The 22059-nt window shown below is 67.3% G+C and carries 16 protein-coding genes; 11 read left to right on the forward strand and 5 right to left on the reverse strand.

What is annotated here, in order from left to right; translation table 11 throughout:
* Positions 1-12: 12 nt before the first annotated feature.
* The gene (locus tag I8D64_RS08980) at positions 13-948 is read left to right on the forward strand and encodes a beta-galactosidase trimerization domain-containing protein (RefSeq protein ID WP_281392139.1); all 936 of its coding nucleotides are present in this window, start codon (positions 13-15) and stop codon (positions 946-948) included.
* Positions 949-1043: 95 nt separating this feature from the next.
* Here I8D64_RS08980 and I8D64_RS08985 read toward each other — a convergent pair whose 3' ends face one another.
* Together I8D64_RS08985 and I8D64_RS08990 are read right to left on the reverse strand one after the other, a co-directional pair.
* Entirely contained in the window at positions 1044-2657 is a 1614-nt protein-coding gene (locus tag I8D64_RS08985; protein ID WP_200502166.1) for an FGGY family carbohydrate kinase, read from the reverse strand.
* Positions 2658-2693: 36 nt separating this feature from the next.
* The gene (locus I8D64_RS08990) at positions 2694-3617 is read right to left on the reverse strand and encodes a hypothetical protein (RefSeq protein WP_200502167.1); all 924 of its coding nucleotides are present in this window, start codon (positions 3615-3617) and stop codon (positions 2694-2696) included.
* 736 nt (positions 3618-4353) lie between these two features.
* Between I8D64_RS08990 and I8D64_RS08995 the strand changes: the two genes are divergently transcribed.
* The 7 genes from I8D64_RS08995 to I8D64_RS09025 all read left to right on the forward strand — a co-directional run bounded on the left by I8D64_RS08995 (position 4354) and on the right by I8D64_RS09025 (position 10831).
* Positions 4354-4815: a PTS sugar transporter subunit IIA gene (locus I8D64_RS08995; RefSeq protein WP_200502168.1), complete on the forward strand. Its 462-nt coding sequence runs from the start codon at positions 4354-4356 to the stop codon at positions 4813-4815.
* Positions 4816-4877: 62 nt separating this feature from the next.
* The gene (locus tag I8D64_RS09000) at positions 4878-5180 is read left to right on the forward strand and encodes a PTS sugar transporter subunit IIB (RefSeq protein ID WP_200502169.1); all 303 of its coding nucleotides are present in this window, start codon (positions 4878-4880) and stop codon (positions 5178-5180) included.
* 1 nt (position 5181) lies between these two features.
* A complete protein-coding gene (locus tag I8D64_RS09005; RefSeq protein ID WP_200502170.1) occupies positions 5182-6471 on the forward strand; it encodes a PTS sugar transporter subunit IIC in 1290 nt (429 codons plus the stop codon).
* A gap of 83 nt (positions 6472-6554) precedes the next feature.
* Positions 6555-7040 carry a hypothetical protein gene (locus I8D64_RS09010; protein ID WP_200502171.1) on the forward strand — a complete coding sequence of 162 codons (486 nt, stop codon included), beginning with the start codon at positions 6555-6557 and terminating at the stop codon, positions 7038-7040.
* A 16-nt stretch (positions 7041-7056) separates the two neighbouring features.
* Positions 7057-7902, forward strand: a complete 846-nt coding sequence (locus tag I8D64_RS09015; protein ID WP_200502172.1) for a ketose-bisphosphate aldolase — start codon at positions 7057-7059, stop codon at positions 7900-7902.
* A gap of 14 nt (positions 7903-7916) precedes the next feature.
* Positions 7917-8738, forward strand: coding sequence for an AAA family ATPase (locus tag I8D64_RS09020; protein WP_200502173.1), 822 nt, complete (start codon positions 7917-7919; stop codon positions 8736-8738).
* Entirely contained in the window at positions 8735-10831 is a 2097-nt protein-coding gene (locus tag I8D64_RS09025; RefSeq protein ID WP_200502174.1) for a BglG family transcription antiterminator, read from the forward strand. Before I8D64_RS09020 ends, I8D64_RS09025 begins: the two co-directional genes overlap by 4 nt.
* Positions 10832-11004: 173 nt before the next feature.
* Here I8D64_RS09025 and I8D64_RS09030 read toward each other — a convergent pair whose 3' ends face one another.
* The gene (locus tag I8D64_RS09030) at positions 11005-12156 is read right to left on the reverse strand and encodes a hypothetical protein (protein WP_200502175.1); all 1152 of its coding nucleotides are present in this window, start codon (positions 12154-12156) and stop codon (positions 11005-11007) included.
* A 444-nt stretch (positions 12157-12600) separates the two neighbouring features.
* On the opposite strand from I8D64_RS09030, the gene I8D64_RS09035 reads away from it, so the two are divergent.
* Together I8D64_RS09035 and I8D64_RS09040 are read left to right on the forward strand one after the other, a co-directional pair.
* The gene (locus I8D64_RS09035; RefSeq protein WP_200502176.1) at positions 12601-17517 is read left to right on the forward strand and encodes a DEAD/DEAH box helicase; all 4917 of its coding nucleotides are present in this window, start codon (positions 12601-12603) and stop codon (positions 17515-17517) included.
* Positions 17510-18901: an HNH endonuclease gene (locus I8D64_RS09040; RefSeq protein WP_200502177.1), complete on the forward strand. Its 1392-nt coding sequence runs from the start codon at positions 17510-17512 to the stop codon at positions 18899-18901. The genes I8D64_RS09035 and I8D64_RS09040 overlap by 8 nt, the downstream gene beginning before the upstream one ends.
* A gap of 35 nt (positions 18902-18936) precedes the next feature.
* Here I8D64_RS09040 and I8D64_RS09045 read toward each other — a convergent pair whose 3' ends face one another.
* A complete protein-coding gene (locus I8D64_RS09045) occupies positions 18937-19836 on the reverse strand; it encodes an ROK family protein (RefSeq protein WP_246482905.1) in 900 nt (299 codons plus the stop codon).
* Between the two features lie 354 nt (positions 19837-20190).
* Between I8D64_RS09045 and I8D64_RS09050 the strand changes: the two genes are divergently transcribed.
* Complete coding sequence (locus tag I8D64_RS09050; RefSeq protein WP_200502179.1) at positions 20191-20544, forward strand: hypothetical protein; 354 nt, start codon at positions 20191-20193, stop codon at positions 20542-20544.
* Positions 20545-20634: 90 nt separating this feature from the next.
* On the opposite strand, the gene I8D64_RS09055 is transcribed toward I8D64_RS09050, so the two are convergent.
* On the reverse strand, positions 20635-21774 hold the full coding sequence (locus tag I8D64_RS09055) for a zinc-binding dehydrogenase (RefSeq protein ID WP_200502180.1): 1140 nt from the start codon (positions 21772-21774) through the stop codon (positions 20635-20637).
* Positions 21775-22059 lie beyond the last annotated feature (285 nt).

The raw sequence follows: 22059 nt of genomic DNA on the forward strand, positions 1-22059 counted from the left end.
GCCGACGTCGCGCTGCTGTTCGACACCCCCTCGAAGTGGTCGCTCTCCGAGTACCCGGCGTTCGCGCGCGCCGACGACACCCCGGATCGCCGCTCGTTCCAGACCGTCTATGAGGCGTTCTCGCGGGGCGTGGTCGACGCCGGGCTGCAGGCGAACGCCGTGCACATCGCGCAGCTGCGCGAGCAGACCCCGGCGCGGTTCGCCCGGCGCCGGCCCGTGCTCGTGGCCGCAGCGTTCACGATCGCCTCCGATGTGGACCTCGCGTGGCTGCGCGAGTACGCGGAGGCCGGCGGACACCTCGTGCTCGGGGTGCGCACCGGCTACGAGGATGAGGAGGCCCGGGCGCGCCTCGAGCGCAAGCCGGCCCTGCTCGACGAGGCCGCGGGCGTCTGGTACGACGAGTTCTCGAACCTGCGCGCACCGCTCCCGCTCGAGGCGGGAGAGGGGGCCGACGGCCTCTCGTTCTCCCTGACGGCAGGGGCCTCGGGCACGCGCTGGGCCGATGGCGTGCAGGTGACGGATGAGGCGACGCAGGTGCTCGCCCAGTACGTGCACCCGCACTTCGGCCGCTGGCCCGCCGTGACCACGCGCGCGGCCGGGGACGGGCGGATCACGTATGTGGGCACCGTGCCCGATCAGGATCTCGCGGCCGCGCTCATGGAGTGGGCCGTAAGGGTCGGCGATGGCGAGGTTGGTGAGGGCCGTGGGGCCGGCGAAGGCCGCGAGAGCCGTGCCGCGTGGCGTCCGGCGACCGAGTCCCAGACCGTGTTCTCCGCGCGCAACGGCGCCGGCGAGCGCGTGCACTTCCTGCACAACTGGTCGTGGGAGCCGAGCATGTTCCGTCTGCCGACGGCCGTGCGGGACGCGCTGAGCGGCGAGGAGCTCGCCGCGGGCAGCGAGCTGGAGCTCGGTGCGTGGGATGTGCGGGTGGTCGTCGAGGCGGGGTGAGCGGGGACCAGAGGCGGGCTGCGGGCTGCGGGCTGCGAACGATGGTCAGATGGGCGTCAGGTGCGTGGCGACCCGAGCCCCCGATCGCACCCCGTCTAGATGATCCGGTCCTGCGAGCGGTCCCCCGATGGGGGTTCGACGGTCTGCGGACGTTCGATGTCCGCCGCCGCCTCGTACAGCGCACGATGCGCGGGCCGCAGCCGCGCATAGGCCTCGGCGGCCGACGGATCCGGGGCCGTGGTCTCTCCCGTGCGCTCGGCCAGCGGGGCGATGCGATGCTCGAGCCCGAGTGCCTCGGCTCCCGCGATCGACGCGCCCAGCAGGGTCGCGTCCACCTGAGCGGTCTCCGGCGTCCGGGCATCTGCTCGCCGGCCGTCGCGCTCGATGCTGTGGACGGGTCGGCCGGTGACGTCGGCCAGGATCCGCCGCCAGGGTGCGGAAGCCGCTCCTCCGCCGACCACGGTGAGCAGGGCATCGGCTGACGAACTCGCGGCGTCACCCCCGGCTGGGGCGACGCCTTGTTCCGAGGGCTCGAGCGCGTGCGAGAGAGCGAACGCGACGCCCTCGAGGGTCGCGGCGTAGAGGTCGACGGGGTGAGTCATGTGGTCGAGGCCGAGCACGGCGCCGCGCAGTGCGTCGTCCCGCACCGGGTAGCGCTCTCCGCCGAGCGAGGGCAGGACCAGCAGGCCCGTCGGACCGCGTCCGTGCTCGAGCTCCCTCTGCTCCAGAAGAGCGTCGGCCTCGGCGGGTGAGGCGCCGTGCAGGAACGTGTCTCGGGCCCACGCAGCGGCGGCTCCGGCGGCGAGGACGGCGGAGATGCGCAGCTCGAGCTCGCCGAGGGCGAGGCGGTGGGAGGCGTCGGCCGACGAGGCGTACTCCTCGTGCACGGCACGGATGCTCGCGATCCAGCCACTCGTGCCCAGCGAGGCGTGATCGTGTCCGGGCGCGGTGCCGGTGACGCCGATCGCCGCGGCGCCCGCGTCACCGGGAGCGAGCACGATCGGAATGTCAACGGAGAGGCCGAACAGATCTCGAGCGCTCTCGCCCGTGCGTCCGACGACCTCGCCGACACCGCGCGCGAGGCGCGGCAGCAGGGCCGGGTCGATGCCGGCCGCGCGGGCGACGGCGGGCGACCAGTCGCGGGTGCGGGCATCGAGCAGGCCCGTGGTCGAGGCGGTGGTCGGGTCGCACCAGGGGCCTGCGCCGAGGCGCTGCGCGAGGTGGCCGGCGGGCCCGAAGGTGATGCCGCGGGCTCGGCCGACGGTCTCCGGCTCGACGCGCGCGAGGCGACGGAACATGGCCGCGCAGCTGCTCGCGTCCTGCTGGTTGCCGGCGAGTGCGTCCCAGTCCTCGCCGGCCCGAGCGAGCCCCTCGCGGATCTCGCGCGCGTCGGTGCTCGCGCGGAGGTCTGTGTAGAGGATGGCGGGGCGCACAGCGCCGTGATCGCCGCTCGTCGAGCTCTCGAGGATGAGGTCCTGCATCTGGCCGGTGAGGCAGAGCGCCGCGACGTCGGCCGATCGAGGAAGCACGTGGGTGATCGCTGTGCGGGCGGCGCGGATCCAGTGCTCGGGATCCTGCTCTGACCCGCCGTCCGGCAACGAGGTGGCGGGGTACGGCGCGTTCGCAGTGGCGAGGGGGCTGCCCTCGATGTCGATCAGCGCCGCCTTCGCGGAGGACGTGCCGAGGTCGAGGCAGAGCAGCGGGGGCATGGGGACAGGGTAGGTGGCACGCGTCTACCCCTCCGCTCAGGCGATCTCCTGCAGGGACGCATTGAACACGGCTCCGGAGGACTCCGAGAAGTAGAAGACGGATCCGATCTGGTGGCCTTCTTCGGCGGCTGGGTCCCAGGAGACGCCGTCGGGCACCTCGAGCTCGTGTCCGACGCTCACGGCCTGAGGCCAGATGAGGAATTGCCAGTACCCTTCGTCGGGAAGCGTGAAGCGGTCGTCCACGCCGAACCCGAGAGCTGTGCTCAAGCGGGGGCCGACTCGACTGTTCCCCGTGGTCGCGTTGGTCGGAATGGTGCGTGTGGTGCCGGTCCCGGTCGCATAGTTGCCGCCGTCCACCGATATCAGCTGCGGTGCTGTTCCGACGCCTTCATGGGTCCAGGTGCTGCCGGTGTCGGTGTTCCGGAACTGGTAGTACACCTCCGGACTGCGATTTCCACCGAGCGTGGCCAATCGTCGCGTTCCCGCAGCGACGACGAATTGGCTGTACAGCACGCTCCCCGTCGTCGTGAAGTTCGCCCACCCGCTCTGTTGGTTCGTCGACGCATATGCCGGGTCCGTGCGCGTGTCCCACGCATTGATACCCAATGGTCTGCCGTCGCCGTCGGCGAGGGTCGGATCCATGGACTGCGCCGAGAGCGATGTCGTCGAAAAACCCGTAGAACCGGCCCACGCCAGTTGAAGGTCCCAGTCCCCGTATTGCGTGCCCGTTGCCCCGTACGGCATGTACGCGTCGCCCCGTACATGGCAAAAAACCCGCTCGGAGTAGGAGTCCAGGGGAAGGGTCGCGATCTCACCCCAGGCTTCACCGATGTTCGCGCGAATGTTCGCTGTCGCCGCACTCGCGCTGTATCTGGTGGAATTTCCGGTCGTGTTCGGCTGGTATCGCCAGCTGGTGGTCGTCGGTCGAATGCCGATCGGGACGTCGACGGAGTAGTCCATCCGGAACTCCGAGGGGGTCTCGGCGAGAGTGTTGGACCAGCCCAGGGCCGAGACAACCGGCTGCTCGCCAGGAGACAGAGCGAGGGCGGGCGACGAGAGGGCGACGACGCTGACCGGGGCCGTCCACACGGCCGCGCGCAGCAGGGACCTCCGCCTGTGACCACGGGTGCCCTGTGACGCCGCGCGACCGGCAGCGCGAGCGCCGTCGGGACCGTCTCCGGTCGAATCGGGGGCGACGGATGGAGAGGGCTCACGGCTCATGACGGTCCTCGCAATATTCTCGGTGGATCACGGGGCGCTGGGTCGTCAATGCTCTGAGCTTCCTCGCCGGCCCAGCTGAGATCCGCCGTGTGGATTCCTGCCTGAGCAGATTCAGTCCCCAGCATGCTGGGGTCGTGCAATCTGGTCAACCGCCACGGCGAAGCCGTCCGTTTTCTACGGAAACCCACTTGGCGTCGGCGGGAGACGTGCTGCTGGCGTGATGTCCCGATCCCTGTGGCGGCGCTTCGCCCGGGTATCCGTTCTCCGCGCTGAGGATCGAGAGCGTAGGTCTCCTCCCTGGTGAACTTCTCCCGATAGTGGTCCGGACGGACGTCTGCAGCTGTGGGTAAGTGCGCGCCCCGCCCGCGTCGGGCTTCCGCCACCCCCACCCCACGCGGAAGAACATCTGTTGGCCCCCGCTCCCCCGCGCCTCGCATCCTTATCGGGACGTTCCACCCGACAGAGAGGTCGCATCGTGCCGACATCGCTTCCCCAGCTGATCACCGAGGACCACGTGGTCCTCGGCGCATCGCCGGCGTCCTGGCAGGACGCGATCCGTGAGGCGGCGGCGCCGCTGCTGGCCTCCGGGGCGATCGGCGAGGGGTACGTGGAACGGATGATCGAGGTCGTCGACCGCTTCGGCCCGTACATCGTCCTGGCCCCGGGCGTCGCGCTCGCGCACGCCCAGCCCGACGGTTCGGTCGCCCGCACGGCGATGAGCGCCCTCACCGTTCCCGGCGGGATCGCCTTCTCCCACGAGGAGAACGACCCCGTCCGCCTCGTGCTGTGCCTGGCCGCGGCCGATGCGACCTCGCACCTCGAGGCGCTCAAGGGCTTCGTGCAGATCATCCGCGACCCGTCGGCCGTCGACCGGCTCGTCGCGGCGCACTCCCCCGCGGACTTCCGCGGCGCTCTCACTCCCGCGCCCGTCGACTGACCGGCGCCACCGACACCAGAACCCGCCCGACCCTCGGGCCCTTGCAAAGGAGCAGACCCACCATGGCGAACACCCCCACGATCTATTTCATCTGCGGCGCAGGGCTGGGCAGCAGCCTCGCCTGCCAGATGGAGGCCGAGGAGGTCCTGGCCTCGCACAAGATCCGCGCGAAGACCGAGCACGAGTCCGTCTCCTCGGTCGGAGGCATCAAGACCGACGTGATCGTCTCGGCGGAGAGCTTCCGCCCGCAGATCGAGAAGTACGACATCGACCCGTCGATCACCCTCGTCTACCTGCACAACATCGTGGACAAGGACGAGATCACCCAGAAGCTGATCCCCGCGCTCGAGGGTCGTGAGGCCTGAGATGGGCGTCCTCGACTGGATCATCTCCAACATCTTCACGCAGGCCGGGATCGTCATCGCCCTGATCGCGATGATCGGCCTGATCCTCCAGCGCAAGGACGTCGGCTCGATCGTCTCGGGCACCTTCAAGACGCTGCTGGGCTTCATGGTCCTCGCGGCCGGCTCCGCGGTGCTGGTCGCAACCCTCACCTACTTCGGCACACAGTTCGAGGCGGCATTCAACCTCACCGGCATCGTCCCGTCGATCGAGGCGGTCAACGGCTTCGCAACGAACGACCTCAAGCTGGGCGGGCCGATCGCGATCGCCTTCTTGGGCATCTTCATCGTGAACGTGCTGCTCGCCCGCTTCACGCCCTGGAAGTACATCTTCCTCACGGGTCAGGCGCTGCTGTGGATGGCGACGATGACCGTCGTGTTCGGCTCGGCCATGGGCCTTTCCGGAGTGTGGCTGATCATCGCCTGCAGCGTGGTCGGCGGCATCTTCTGCGTGGCGATGCCCGCGATCGCCCAGCCCATCATCCGCAAGGTCACCGGGAACGACGCGATCGCCCTCGGGCACTTCTGCACCATCGGCTACATGGTCGAGGCGGGCGTCGCCTACCTGGTGCGCGATCGCAGGCCCGACCGGAAGACCACGGAGGACCTCAAGCTCCCCCGGGCCTTCGAGTTCCTGCAGGACACCTACATGTCCCTCGCGGTCGTGATGATCCCGCTGTTCCTGATCACGGCGCTGTTCGCGGGCCCGGCCGCCTCGGCCGACGCCGCCGGGGACACGAACTTCCTGGTGTACGCGTTCCTGCAGGCCATGCAGTTCGTGGTGGGCGTGTACGTGCTGATGGCCGGCGTGCGCCTGCTGCTCGGCGAGATCGTCCCCGCCTTCCGCGGCATCTCGATGAAGCTCGTGCCGAACTCGAAGCCGGCGCTCGACGCGCCGGTGCTGTTCCCCTACGCACCGAACGCCGTGATCATCGGCTTCCTCACCACCACGATCGGCACCGTCATCGCGATGTTCGTGCTCCCGCTCGCGGGCTTCGCCGTGATCGTCCCCGGCATGCTCACGAACTTCTTCGCGGGCGGCACCGCGGGCATCTTCGGCAACGCCGTGGGCGGCCGTCGCGGCGCGATCATCGGCGGCCTGGTGCACGGATTCTTCATCACGCTGCTGCCAGCGCTGCTGGTGGGCACGTTCCAGACCCTCGGCTTCCCGAGCCTCTCGGCGACCGACGCCGACACCATCGTCGCCGCCCTGCTGTTCGCCTGGGTCATCGGCCCGATCATCAAGGCCTTCTGAGGCCGACGTCCGGGCCTTCGACCCCCGCGACCCGACACATCCACCGCACGACACCCGCACCCCTCTGAGAGACAGGAGACGCCATGGGATTCTTCGACCGCCTGCTGGGCACGCGCCCCGGCTCGAGCACCGATCAAGCCGCCGACGGGGGCTCGGCGCGCACCACTGCCGACGATGCCGGCGCCCCCGCATCCGAGCTCACCGACGCCGAGCGTGAGCAGACCACCGCGCGCATCGCCGAGATCGACGCCGAGCTCGCCTCTGCGCCGGCCCCGTCGACCTCATCGAGCCCGTCGAGCCCGTCCGCATCGGACCCGGCCGACCTTCACGAGGAGCTCGGCACCCTGCACGAGCGCCTCGGGGACACGGGCGCCGCGATCGCCTCGTTCGAGGCGTCGCTCGAGGCCAGGCCCCGCTACGGCGCCTCGTACAACCGCCTCATGGACCTGTACAACACGCGCCGCGCGCAGGCCGCCTCGGCAGGCGACGGCGCCGCGATCAACCAGTGGATGTCGAAGATCGACGCGCTGCTGGCCACCTCCAAGCGCATCATGCGCGAGAACTACTGAGACCCAGGGAGCACCCGTGTACGTCACCCTCAGCGAAGTCCTGAACGAGGCCGAGCGCATCGGCTCGACCGTCGGCGCCTTCAACGCCCACAACCTCGAGATGATCCCGCCGATGATCCTGGCCGCGCGCGATGCCGGTAGCCCGATCATCATCCAGACCTCCGTCGGCACCGCCCGCTACATCGGCATGGAGAACCTGGTGGCCCTGTGCCGCGGCATGGCCGAGCGCGAGCCGGTCGACGTGGTGCTTCACCTGGACCATTCGACGAAGCTCGAGGACATCCGCGACGCGATCGACGCCGGGTACAGCTCGGTCATGTTCGACGGCTCGTCCCTGCCGTTCGCGGAGAACGTGCTGAAGACCCGCCGCGTCGTCGAGTTCGCCCGCGAGCGCGGTGTCAGCGTCGAGGGCGAGATCGGCACCATCGGCGGCACCGAGGACGGCATCTCCGTCGCCGAGGGCGCGCTCACCTCCCCCGAGGAGGCGCGCGCCTTCCACGAGGCGACCGGTGTGGGCGCCCTCGCCGTCTCCATCGGCACCCACCACGGCTCGTACAAGGGGAAGACCCAGATCGACGTGGGGCTCGTCGAGCGGATCCACGCCGCGGTCGACGTCCCGCTCGTGGTGCACGGCGGGACCGGGGTCGATGAGGCCGACTACGACGCGCTGCGCCGCGCGGGCGTGCGCAAGTTCAACATCGGCACCGAGCTCATCGTCGGCTGGACCCGCGCCGCGAAGGAGACCTTCGGGGCGACCGAGGTCAACGCGTCCCTGCGCAACAACATCGTCCCCGCGAACGACGCGGTCGCCGGCATCGTCCGTCACAAGATCGGATGCCTGCTGCCCGCCCGGATCTCGTGAGCGGGGCGGGTCGGGTGGCAGGCGAAGGTGCGGCCGACGGGGCGCGTGCCGCCGGTGCGGGCTCGGCCGACGCCGACTCGTCGGCCGACGATCGCCTCCTGCTGCTGATCGCCGGCTACCCGGGCACGGGCAAGAGCCGCATCGCCGAACTCGTGCAGGAGCACCTGGGGCCGTTCCGTAGCGTCTCGATCGATGATCTCAAGGAGCAGCTGTACGACCAGGAGGGCTTCGCCGACGCGGATGCGAAGGGCCACCTGGATCGCGCCGCGCTCGAGCTGTTCTTCGCCCGCGTGCACGCGGCCATGGCGAATGGCGTGCGCGTGCTCGCCGAGTACCCCTTCAGTGACAAGCAGAAGGAGGTGCTCGCCGCGACCTGCCGGCGCTATGGATACCGGGCGGTGACGGTGCGGCTGGTCGCGGACTTCGAGGTGCTCTTCGAGCGCCAGCGCCGCCGCGACCAGGATCCGACCCGCCACCTGGGACACCTCGTCGATGCCTACGAGCCCGGCGATACGCTGGCTGATCGCCGTGCGGCTCCGCAGCTGCTCAGCGTCGAGGTGTTCCTGGGTCGCTATCTGCACCGCGGCTACGGGGAGTTCGCGCTCGGCGACCTCGTCGAGATCGACACCACCGACTTCGCGCAGGTCGACGACGCCGACGTGCTCGCCCGGATCGGTGCAGTGGTCCGGCGAGTCGGCGGGGATGGCGGGGAGCCCGCGACCGGTGCGACCACCGCAACCGACGCGACCGGCCCGACCGACGGAGCCGACAGCCAGAACGCACCATCGCAGAACGGGACCCGCACCACGTCGGAGAGGACGGACCACACGCCATGACCCCGTCCCGCACCGTCGACTCTGCACCCGCGCCCACCCGTCGCGAGCCCTGGGAGGCCACGCGCCAGCGTCTGCTGGGCGCGCTGGTCGAGGCGGGACCGGGCGCGGTCTCCTCCGAGGACCTGTCCCGGCGTCTCGGCGTCTCCACCCGCAGCATCCGCACGTACGTCTCCCGGTTGAACGGCGAGCACGAGACGGAGGTCGTCTCCTCCTCCCGCGCCGGCTACACCCTGGACCACGCCCGTCTCGCCTCAGCCGGCGCCGGCACTGAGCGGCCCGATCCGGGCCGGCGCGTGCTGAGCCCCGGCGAGCGGCTCTCCGCGCTGCTGCGCTCGATCGTCACGGCGGACGACGGCGCCGACGTCTTCGAGCTCGCCGAAGACCTCCGCGTCAGCGACTCCACCCTCGAGGCCGACCTCACCAAGGGCCGCGCGCTGCTCGCCATCCACCATCTGCGCCTGGAGCGCAGCGGCCCGCGCGTGCGGATCGTCGGACCCGAGCTCGCAAAGCGGCGCCTGGTCCGCCAGATCATGACCGACGCGGCCCGCTCGCGCACCCAGTTCGTCTCCGTGCGCGAGCTCGCGATCGAGTCCGCAGAGCCGTCGCTCATGGGGTTCCGCGAGGGCCTCACCCGGATCCTCCGCGACCTGGGGCTGCTCGCGACCGAGAACAATCAGCACGCGATCCTTGCGCACGTCGCCGTGATGGTGGGGCGCATCCGCCAGGGCCACCAGTTCGACCCGCCCGACGCCGCGAGCACCGGCGATGACCTGCGCCGCGATGCCGCCCGTCGCATCGCCGAACTCATCGAGACCACCTTCGAGCTGCGCCTGCCCGCCGGCGAGGAGGACTACCTGGTGGGGCTGCTGGATGAGAACACGACCCCGGAGGATCTCTCGCTCGTGGTCGCCGGGCGCCTCGCCCCGCGCGAGCGGATCTCGGGCGTTCGGGCCGGCGGGTCCGGTGCGGTCGGCGCGCCCGACGCTGCCGACGGGCCCGACGCGGCCGGCTGGTCTGATGGGGCCGGCGACGAGGTCGACTTCGTGGCCGTGGTGCGGCGGATCGTCGCGCAGGTGGGCGAGAACTACCTGATCGATCTGGACAACGAGCGCTTCATCGCGTTCCTCAGCCTCCACGCCCGGAACCTGGTGCGTCGGGCCCGTAGGCGTCAGAGCGCGCACATCCCCGGCGGACAGTCGATCAAGGACACGCATCCGCTGATCTACGAGGTGGGGATCTTCATCGCACGTCGGCTCGAGCTGGCGCTCGGCGTGGAGATCCGGGCCGACGAGATCGGCCTGATCTCCTTCCACGTCGGCGCACACTTCCAGAGCGTCTATGCGCGCGAGCGCCTGGTGCGGATCGCGATGATCTCGCCGACGTACCTCGACCTGCAGGACTCCGCGCGCAGCCTTCTGCAGTCGGCGATCGCCGGGGTCGGTGAGATCGAGACCATCGCCTTCGACGAGGCCGAGATCGCGACCGGCCCCTCGGCGCCCGACCTCATCGTCTCGACCGTGCCCCTGCAGGGCCTGCAGCGGGAGCTCGCCTCCCCCGTGCTGCACCTGAGCGCCCTGCCAGGAGCGCAGGACCTCGAGCAGGTGCGCCGGAGCGTCCTCGAGATCGCGGCGGAGAAGCGGCGCAGCCGCGTCGGCGCCTCACTCGTGAACCTCATCGAACCGCAGCTGTTCCTGGGCCTCGAGGCCACGACCCGCGAGGACACGATCGCGCAGATGTGCGCGGCCCTCGGCGAGGCGGGGATGGTCGAGCCTGGCTTCCACCGAGGCGTGCTGGAGCGCGAGGAGATGTCCTCGACGTCGCTGGGCACGGGCGTCGCGATCCCTCACTCGATGGTGATCGACGCCCACACCTCCTCGATCGCCGTCTACGTGCCAAAGAAGCCCATCGTGTGGGGTGAGGACGAGGTCTCGATCGTCGCGATGATGGCCTTCAGCAAGGACAGCCGTGAGGAGTTCGGCGAGCTCTTCGAGGCACTGATCCGGGTGCTGTCCAAGCGGGAGAACGTGGAGAGGCTGGCTGGGCGTGCGGGGACGTACGAGGAGTTCATCCGGGGGTTGTTGGAGGTGATTTGATCGCACCGCGCAGTAAGCATTTTTTATCTTACCGCACCAATTCTCTAAGGCCATCTAAAGTATCAACAATCCCAATCAAGCCAATCACCTAGCGCGACCGCAATACTCCCGAGAAGCGCCCTGAAGGCAAGAAGCAATCAGGGTGATCAACTCTAAAGAGAACCAGTGTCTACTCAGTCATCCAGGGCCGCTTGTGCCGAACCGCTCTCAGCGCGCTTAGCCTTACGCTCTAGTTCACGCCGCCGACGCTCGACCTGGCGTGCGCTTGACTGCAATTCACGCTTAGCGAAGAATCGAGACACAGTCGTACCCGCTCTCGCAACAATCGGGACACACCTGATTCGAGACCTGGATCCAGGATCCCTCTTGCGCACAGATTTCGCCTCGCGATAAACCATCACCGCCAAGACCAACTTACACACAAGCGCAACAGCAGACCCGATCGCTACGGGAGGGAACAGGAGAAGCATTATCGCCGCCCCGAACAAGTCCGTCGCAGCCGCGAGCGCAAGACCCAATATTGCGGTCACATAATCGACCGGCATCAAGAAGGGCTTCATGCCAGAGCTCGTCATTATAAATAACGCAGCCGAAGCGGCCCCGATCAACAACTGAGCGCCAGTCATCGCGGCCAAACTCTTCAGACTTGGACCCGCGTGCACATCGTGCACCAACAACACGGCCAGCGGCATTGCTACCACCACGAGCACCTGCAGGGCGACAAAAATAAGCACCGCAACGAGAGGAGAGAACTGATCGTCCACCCGGCGCAAGATTGCTTCTGCCAACCTTGCGCGCCGGGCTCTACGTTCGGCAAACTCTAGGAGAACCTCGTCAGTCCCTACTTCAAAAGTGCCAATAAACGCTCCGAGCGCCATCATCGTGAAATAGACCGGAACGGCGACGAACAATGTCGCTACAGAGTTTCCATCATGAAAGGCGCTCACCACAACCAGAAGAAGAGCCGGGGTAAGTGCCGCAGGCGGCACAACCGCAAGCATGAGAAGCGCGGTCCTGCTGTCCGCCTCCTGTTCGCCGCCACCTAGGGCAATTTGACCGCCAATAATTGCGATCAGAACACCAAACTGTAGCGTGATTGCCGCACCGAAGCCCCAGCCAATCTGGTTGGCCACATGAACCCCAAGGGGCCCCGCCACATGCCTCAAGAAGCGCCCGAGAGTTTCATGCCGATCTGACGCATACCCGGACGCCGCAATAAGCGACACAATGGCGAATACAACTACCGAAAGACCCATAAGAGCAGCTGATGACCCGAGCGATCTCCGGGAAGGGAGTTCGTCCACCCGTTGCTTGGTTTTTTCCATGCTTACCTCCAAGAGGGCACCCGCTGCAGTATGACCGACGCCGAATCTCGCCAACTCGTCTCACCCTATGCGACGTCGCTCCGTCTTGCGTACCCGACGTTAAGTTTCAATGCTCGCCAACGCCGGCTATCGAGGGCGCCAGCGCTCGAGGAGGGATACCTGTAGTCCCGTACCATTCCTCTCACCTGCTTGGCCACAACTCGTCTCACTACCGGATCTCTGACCAGGGGATACATGCAGGTCACGGGAACGGCTTCAAGCCCAGCCCGAATCTTGCTCGGCAAGATCCAACCGACCGCCACATGCGGCTCCGCCGACGGGTACGGACCTGCTCAGCCTGCGCCTCGCTCCGCCTCCGCTCTCGAGCACGGCTCGCAAGATCCGGTTGCTGGGTTGGCGCCCGCAAAGGCCCATCCTTCCCCTCTGCTGCGCGATACTGACCCCATGTCCTCCCCCACGCTCAGCGCGATGAAGCTCTTCGACCGCATGTACAACGAGGCCACGTCGACGGCCGACCAGGGGACGCGGTTCGAGCAGTTCACCAAGTCGTTCCTGCAGACGGACCCGTTGTGGTCGAGTCAGTTCTCGACGGTGTGGATGTGGGATCAGTGGCCTGGCAAGTGGGGCCATGACACGGGCATCGACCTGGTGGCGGAGCGGCGCGATGGAGGGCTGACCGCGATCCAGTGCAAGTTCTATGCACCCACGCATCGGATCTCGAAGGGCGATTTGGACAAGTTCCTGGCGGCCTCGGGCCGTGGCGGGTTCTCAGAACGTCTGGTGGTCTCGACGACCACACAGTGGGGCGCGAACGCGGAGGAGACGATCCGCGAGCAGGCGATCCCGGTGCGGCGCCTGGGATTGGAGGACTTCGAGGACTCGCGGGTGGACTGGGCGTTCTTCGATCCAGCCACACCCACGGTCCTCTCCCTCTCGGGTGCGTCGGATCTGCGTCCGTACCAGCGCACGGCGATCAACAAGGTCGTCGATGGGTTCTCGGAGCATGACCGCGGCCGCCTGATCATGGCGTGCGGGACCGGCAAGACGTTCACGTCGCTGCGTTTGGCAGAGGAGTACGTGGGCGCGGCAGGCAGTGTGCTGTTCCTTGTCCCGTCGATCGCGCTCCTTTCCCAGGCCCTGCGCGAGTGGTCGAACAACACGGAGCTGGGGATCACGTCGATGGCCGTGTGCTCGGACGCGAAGGCCTCCCAGGGGCGGAAGTCCTCACAGGACACCTCGGAGATCTCGGTCGTGGACCTGGCACTGCCCGCGACCACTGACCCGGAGCGACTGGCCCAGCGGATGAAGGATGCTCGCACGAACGGTGAGGGCATGCGGGTGGTCTTCGCGACCTACCAGTCGATCGACGTCGTTGCGCAGGCGCAGAAGATGGCCGGGCTCGAACCGTTCGACCTGGTGATCTGCGATGAGGCGCACAGGACCACAGGTGCCACGCTCGCGGGCGCGGAGGAGTCCGCGTTCGTGCGGGTCCACGATCCTGAGTACCTCAGGGCCTCTAAGCGCTTGTACATGACGGCGACCCCTCGCATCTACGACGACGCCTCGAAGGCCAAGGCCGGAAACGCGCAGGCCGTTCTCGCGTCAATGGATGACGAGGAGAAGTTCGGCCCGGAGTTCTACCGCATGGGCTTCGGTGAGGCGGTGGGCCTGGGAATGCTCACCGACTACAAGGTCCTGATCCTCACGGTGAACCAGGAGGCCGTGAACGAGTCGATGCAGGAGGCCTTCGCGACAAACGGCGAGCTGACCCTCGACGACGCCACGCGACTGATCGGCTGCTGGAACGGTCTGGCCAAGCGTGGAGACGCCGAACACGCCTTCGGACTGGACCCCCAGCCGATGCGCCGTGCGGTCGCGTTCGCCAAGGACATCAAGTCCTCCAAGCAGATCGCCGACCAGTTCACCGACGTCGTCTCCACCTACATCGACAGTCACGAAGACGAGGATCCCGAGGACCTCCTCGCGGTCCAGGCGCGCCACGTGGACGGCACGATGAACGCAATGGAGCGCGCCGAGCTGCTGGACTGGCTGAAGGACGACGCCGGGGAAGGCACCTGCCGCGTGCTGTCCAACGCCCGCTGCCTCTCCGAGGGCGTGGACGTGCCCTCGCTGGATGCGGTGATGTTCCTGAACCCGCGCCGCTCGGTCGTGGACGTGGTGCAGTCCGTGGGCCGCGTGATGCGCCTGGCCAAAGGAAAGAAGTACGGATACATCATCCTCCCCGTGGTGGTCCCCGCAGGCGTGGCGCCGGAGAAGGCCCTGGACGACAATCGCAACTTCCAAGTCGTTTGGGACGTCCTGCAGGCCCTGCGCGCCCACGACGAGCGGTTCGACGCGATGGTCAACAAGGTCGAGCTGAACACGAAGCGCGACGAGAAGATCAACGTTATGGGCGTCGGCTACGGGACCGACGGCGACGGCGCACACAGCCCGAGCGATGGCACCGGTGACAACGCCGGCTCCGACGCCCCCTCGACGGGCAGCGCCCAGGGTGCGCTGGAGCTGGGGCTTTCGCAGATGGACGAGCTGCGCAACGCGATCTACGCGCGGATGGTGAAGAAGGTCGGCTCGCGCACCTACTGGGACCAGTGGGCCAAGGACATCGCCCAGATCGCCCAGGCCCACATCGCCCGCATCACCGCGCTCGTGGACGATCCTGACACCGCGGCTTCCCAGCAGTTCGGGGTGTTCCTCGACGCGCTGCGACGGAACCTGAACGAGTCGATCACCCGGGACGGGGCGATCGAGATGCTCGCCCAACACATGATCACCAAGCCCGTCTTCGACGCCCTCTTCGAGGGCTACGCCTTCACCGACCACAACCCCGTCTCCCAAGTCATGGACCGCATGGTCGCCTCCCTCACCGCGATGCACGTAGACGCCGAAGCCGAATCCCTGGAGAAGTTCTACGACTCCGTGCGGCTGCGGGCAGCAGGGATCGACAACGCCGAGGGCAAGCAGAAGATCATCACCGAGCTCTACGAGAGCTTCTTCAAGAACGCCTTCCCCCGCGCAGCCGACGCCATGGGCGTCGTCTACACACCCATCGAGATCGTCGACTTCATCCTCCGCTCCGTGGGCGACGTCCTGAAGCAGGAGTTCGGCCGCTCGATCAGCGACGAAGGCGTGCACGTCCTCGACCCCTTCACCGGGACAGGCACGTTCATCGTGCGCCTGCTCCAGTCCGGACTCATCGCCCCCGCCGATCTGGCGCGGAAGTACGCCTCCGAGCTGCACGCGAACGAGATCCTGCTGCTCGCCTACTACATCGCCGCGATCAACATCGAGACCACCTTCCACGACCTCCAGGCAGAGGCAGAAGGTGTGGCACTCGAAGCGGAGGCATACGAACCCTTCGAGGGGATCGTCCTCACCGACACCTTCCAGCAGACCGAAGACGGTGACGTCACCGATGAGACCGTCTTCCCCACGAACAACACACGCGCCGAAGCGCAGAAGGCCCTCGACATCCGCGTCATCGTGGGTAACCCGCCCTACTCCGTCGGCCAGACGTCTGGCAACGACGACAACGCCAACGTCAGTTACCCAACTCTCGACGCGCGCGTACGGGACACCTTCGCCGCGCGCACCGATGCGACGCTGAAGCGCAATCTCTACGACTCCTACGTACGCGCAATCCGCTGGGCCAGCGACCGCATCGGCGACGAAGGCGTCGTTGGCTTCGTCACGAACGGAGGCTGGATCGAAGGTAACTCCACCGCCGGCGTCCGCAAGACTCTCGCTGACGAGTTCAGCTCCATCTACGTCTTCAACCTCCGCGGCAACCAGCGCACTGCAGGAGAGACAAGCCGAAGGGAAGGCGGCAAGGTCTTCGGCTCCGGCAGCCGCAACACCGTCGCTGTCTTCCTCCTCGTCCGCACGAAGCACCACAAGGGACCCGCGACCATCCACTACCGCGACATCGGCGACTACCTCACCACGAAGGACAAGCTCGCCATCGTCGACGACGCCACCCTCGACACCGTCCCCTGGCGCCAGATCACCCCGAACCAGCACGGCGACTGGATCAAACAGCGCGACACGAACTACCTTTCATACCCACCATTGGCAGATCCTAACCCAGTCACAGTCTCCGCCTTCCGAGGCACTTCCACCGGATTGTCCACTTCCCGCGATTCATGGGTATACAACATGTCTCGAACTGCGCTTGACAACAATCTCGCGCGATTTATCGAAAACTATGAAGCGGAGCGAGAACTGTTCGTCGCGCATGCCGCACTCACAAGGAATCGGAAACCAAAGCCATCTGACACCGCCGGCATACTCACAACCGACGAGCGTCAAATTAAGTGGTCTCACGGCCTACGTGCCCGGCTAGTCAACAACCGGCCACTCTCTCGCGACGTCAGCCGCGTCACGAACGGGATGTATAGGCCGTTCAACGTTCAGCATGTTGACCTGAGTGACGGACTGATCGAGCGCCCCGCGATCGTTGCGCGATGCTTCCCGTCGGCGAGGCATGCCAACTTTGGATTCTGGATAGTTGGATCGGGGTCGTCGGTCCCGTTCGCGGCAGTTGCCACTCGAATGGTCCCGAACCTTCACCTCGCCGGAGCCGGATCTGGCGGGAACTTCTACTCAAGATTCGTTTGGGAGCCACTTCCCGAAGGCGAGCTCGAACTGGGCGTCGACGGCGAGGTGATCAATGGTTACCGCCGCGTCGACAACATCACCGACGAGTTCCGCCGCCTCATGCAGAAGCGCTACGGCACCGGGGTCACGAAAGACGACGTCTTCTTCTTCCTCTACGGCCTGTTCCACTCCCCCGAATACCGCGAACGCTACGACGGCGAGCTGAAGCAGATGCTCCCCCGCGTCCCGAACGTGCCAGCATCCACCTTCGATCGGTTGACCCAGGCTGGCCGCGAGCTGTTCCACCTCCACGCCGACTACGAGGACGCGGAGCTGTATCCGCTGGAGGTCGTCGGCGGCGAGCAGCCGCCGCTCGGCGGCCCTGAGGAGGCGGCGGAGTACTACCGCGTGCAGAAGATGCGCTTCCCCACCGGACAGAAGGCTGCCGACGCCCCCGACACTCTGATCCTGAACCCGCAGATCACGGTGCGGGGCATCCCCGAGGAGGCATACCGGTACCAGCTGGGATCCCGCAGCGCGATCGAATGGATCATCCGCCAGTACAAGGTCACTACCGACAAGGCGTCCGGAATCGTCAACGACCCCAACCAGTGGGGCATCGAGCACGACAACCCTCGGTACATCCTCGACCTGCTGCAGAAGGTCGTGACCGTGTCCGTGCGCACCGTGCAGATCACAGACGCACTTCCGTCTCTGTCCGATGACGAGGAGGCGCGAGATGACTGACTGGATCATCCCCTCGGACCCCACCACATTCGACATCGATCAGGCATTCCTGCATCTCGAGGACGTGCACTGGAGCGAGGCGCCGAACGCGCATATTCAAGTCGGGGATCGTGCCTTCATGTACCAGGGGGCCAAAGCATCGCTCGCCGCCCTCAGCCATTGCTGCGAGGTGGTCCAGACGGGCCTCCCATACGACGATCAGTTCACCGACCGAGAGTTCTGGCTCAAGCCCAACAAGCTGTCCGAGCGTCGCTCTCGCACCTGGATCCTGCTGCATGGGATCCGGGCGTTCAGCCAGCGCGAACGTGCACTCTTGACTCGTGAGGACCTCAGAGCCGCTGGGATGGCCCGGCCCCCGCAGAACCGCAGGCGCGCGCCGGAGGATGTCAGCGCTCTCGTAGACCGCGTGCTCAAAATGCGTGGGGAAGACGCTGATCAGCGTGTCGTAGAGGAGAGCAGAGTGCTGGCCGACCTCGGCTTCTCCGGACGCACGTGGACACGTCCCCCTCGCCAGAGCTGGCGGACGACGAGTCTCGCAGCATACGAGACTGCGCTTCGCACACCTAGCGCTGCTACCTCGCTTGCCCTCCTGCGGGCCTACCTCGACGCCTCGGAGCTTGCATCGAACAACACCTGGGCGGTATCAGCGTGGCCCCAATGGGCCAATACGGCAGGTTCCCATCGGTTCGCCACGGTGAATGGGTCCAACATTGAACTCTTCTACGTCTGGGTCAATGAAGAATCAGGGGAGATCGAGAGTTGGGGCCTACGACTCCCGAGCCACTTCGAAGACTCCGTGACGATTCCCGATGACACATGGATCAACGACGCCGACAACGGCGACATATCGGTGAACGGCACGACTCTCGAGCAGCTCCTGCACTTCCTCGACGACGAGCACGCCCTGGGCGCTGTCCGCGATACAGCGTTGGAGCGCGCACGGAGACGTCGATCAGACTGGCACAACCCCTTCCTGGCGGCAGTTCTCGCCTCCGAGAGCCCATTGTCCGAGACTGACCATGTCGATTCGACTACCGTGGAGGATGTCGAGTTCGAGCGCCGCTACATCGAGCGCGTGACCCGCACCCGTCGGCATCAAGCACCCTTGCGCCGAGCGGCGCTCATCCACTACGCGCCCCCTGCCTGCCACTACTGCGGTCTCGACGTGGCCCAGGTGCTCGACACCGCCCATATCGTGCCCGACCGCGAAGGCGGCGCAGCCAGCGTCAAGAATGTCCGGCTCCTGTGCGCAAACCACCATCGTGCTTTCGACGCCGAACTGCTGGTGTGGGACCCTGTGAAGGGGGTCTTCACGAGGCAGCCTGACAGTCCCGACGTTGCTCCTCTCCCGACCAATCGGAGAGACCCGATCGCACGGGAGTAGCCGGGGTGGCGCTAACGCAGTCACAGCCATCAGCGTCAGATTCCGATCGCCGCCTCCACCGCCAGCGCCGCCGCCCCATGGATCGCGGCCATGTCCGGCGTCCTCGACGCCTCGATCCGCAGCTGCCGGGTCGCGGGCGCGAACCCCCGGCCGTACACGGTCTCCCGCACGCCGGCGATGAGCACCTCGAACCCGGGTCCCCACGGCCCGCCGATCACGAGGCGTGACGGGTTCAGGAGTCCGACGGCCGCGACCATCACGTCGCCCACGTCCCTGCCGGCCTGGCGCAGGAGGCGCTGGGCCTCGGGATCGCCCTGGGCGACGAGGTCAACCACCTCGGCGTCAGTCTCCAGCTCCCGGCCCGCCTCGCGCAGGGAGGCGGCGAGCCCCGGAACGGAGGCCGTGAGCGAGACGCAGCCGGTATTGCCGCACGGGCACGGTCGGTCGGAGTTCAGGAGCGGGACGTGCCCGATGTCGCCGGCGAAGCCCTGGGCGCCCCGCTGCAGCGCTCCCCCGGCGATGACGCCCGCACCCACGCCGGTCGCGAGCTTCACGAAGATGAGGTCCTGCGCCTCCGGGTAGACGAACGTCCGCTCGCCGTAGGCCATGAGGTTCACGTCGTTGTCCACGAGGACGGGCCCGTCGAACACCTCAGCGATCTGGGCGCGCACGTCCTCGCCGGTCCAGCCGTGCATGCCGACCGGGTTCAGCGCCCGCCCCGTCGCCTGGTCCACCGGGCTCGGCAGGCCGACGCACACCGCGACGACGTCCTCGGCAGGGCTCCCAGTCCGTCCAGCAGATCGCGGGCACGCACGAGCACGTGCTCGATCACGGAGCGCGGCGCCTGCTCGCGATCCAGGCTCCTGCAACCTGACCCTGGCCCTTGCCGTGCAGTGCGTCGATCGGTGCTTGGTAGCAACGAATCGAAGCGGCATTGGCCTCCAAGAGGTCCACAACCCCGGTGCGTGCTCCTTGTTCCCGTGCGCCACCGCGGTCTCGAGTGTCGGACTCACTCTTTACTGTGCATACAGAGGTCTAGAAGGGGGTCGTCGATGAGTAGTCGCCCAAGGAAGTACACCGCACGTGTGCGCGCCTGCACCGTCGGAGAGTCTGACCGGGACGGACCAAGGGGCCACGAGCTCTCTTCGAAGCAGACCAAGCTGCGACCATCCCGCCCCATCAGAGCGATCAACCGGAAACTGAAGGCTCTCGGCGCAGCTCCCGTAGTCGAGCCTACTGAGGAGAGTCGACGCAACCTCACCCTTCGAGTCAACGAGTACCAGGTCGCGATGAGCACCTATGTGAGCGAAGATCTCGCCCTGGCTGGCTCACTTATCGGCATTTCCATCGCAATGTTCGCCTTGTTCCTCAGCTCCCTGTCGGGCTTGGGGGTCGCCGCTGGCCTCATTGCCGGTCTCATCATTCTGGGGTACTTCCTTGTAACCAGTCTCCTGGTCTTCCCCGGCCGCCGAGCTGCAGCTGCAGCTGCAGAAGTGATCGCGTTCCGAGGCACGTCCCTGACGCGACGACCGGATGACGCTACCCCAGCACCCGCTGGGCCGCGATTTGCCCTCGTGTCCGTGACGGTCCATCGCCGCCCGCTACTCGACGAAGCGCACACCTCGGTCCCGAACAGTTTCTGAGGGCGGTGAGGCTCCCGACTGCCGAGAATTCGGCAAAAAAGCGCTCAGTGAGAGCGAGTTCGCCTGCTGATCCATCTCCCGACGCGGAAGTCACCCCAAGTCCGGCCGCACCACAACAACTCCCCGCCCACGGATCTCACGCTCGCTCAGCTTCCGGTACGCCTCCGCGGTCTCCTCGAACGTGAACCGATCCGTGATCAGCCGCTCGAGGTCGATGCTGCCCTCGGCGGCCAGGCGGATCACCTCGGGCATCGTGGTCGAGGCGGGAGCGCCGAAGGAGCCGAGGATGCGGAGCTTGCGCCGCACGAGCTTGGCGATCTCCACGTCGAGGGTCTGGCCGGCCGGGGCGATGCCGGCGAGGACGGCGCGGCCGCCGTCGTCCAGCAGGTCCACGGCGAGGGACACGGTGGGAACGGAGCCGAGGGCCTCGAAGGCGACGTCGACTCCGTGGCCGAGGAGGCGTCGCACCTCGTCGGCCGCATTCTGGGTCGCGGAGTTGACGACGTCGGTGGCGCCGAGCTCGGCGGCGAGCACGAGCTTCTCGTCGTCGATGTCGACGGCGATGACGCGCTGCGCGCCCGCGGCCCGCGCGAGGTGGATGATGCTAAGCCCCACGCCGCCGGTGGCGACCACGGCGACGTTCTCCCCGGGCTGCACGTCCGCGACGCCGCGCACGGCCCCGTACCCGGTGAACAGGCTGCAGCCCAGGATCGCCGCGTCGTGCAGGGGCACCTCGTCGGGCAGCGGGAACACGGCCCGGCAGGGCACGACGCAGCTGCGGGCGTGGCCGCCCATGGAGTACATCGCCACGTCCTCACCCTCGCGGCTGTACCGGGTGGTGCCGTCGAAGAGGTGGCCGGCCAGACGGTTCTGCTGGAAGAAGGTCTCGCAGAGGTCCTCGAGTCCCTTCTCGCAGTGACGGCAGGTGCCGCACGGCATGATGAAACTGCAGGCCACACGGTCACCCGGGGCGACATGGGTGACGCCCTCGCCCACCTCGCGCACCACCCCTGAGACCTCGTGGCCGAGCACGGCCGGGGTGGGGAAGGCGACCTCGTCCTTCATGACGTGCAGGTCGGTGTGGCAGACGCCGCAGGCGGCGACGTCGACCAGCACCTCGCCCGGGTGCGGGGCGGCGACGTCGATCTCGTCGGCGTGGAGACGCTCGGCCCCGACGGCGGTCGACCCCTCGGCGGGCTCCAGGACGAAGGCGGGAACGTGCTGCGGCATAGCGGGCACCTCGGGGTCTCTCTGCTCGGCGTTGAGAAGGTTCCTCACCGATGATGGTCCGTGGGGTTCGCGCCGGTCAAAGCCGTGCCACGAGCAGGCTTCGGACGCACTGTCGCTCCTGCCGTCGGCCGGATCGGCGGGTCGAATCGACAGGCCGACGGGACTCTCCCACGCAGCCCGCGGCCGCTCCATGATTCCCTCTGCGGGGCGCCGCGCTCTGGGGCAGGATGGAGCCGTGCCTTCCCTGCGGCATGCAGGCCACGTGCGTCATCGGCGATCACGGCA

The organism is Brachybacterium halotolerans, from assembly GCF_016623465.1.
Lineage (GTDB): Bacteria > Actinomycetota > Actinomycetes > Actinomycetales > Dermabacteraceae > Brachybacterium > Brachybacterium halotolerans.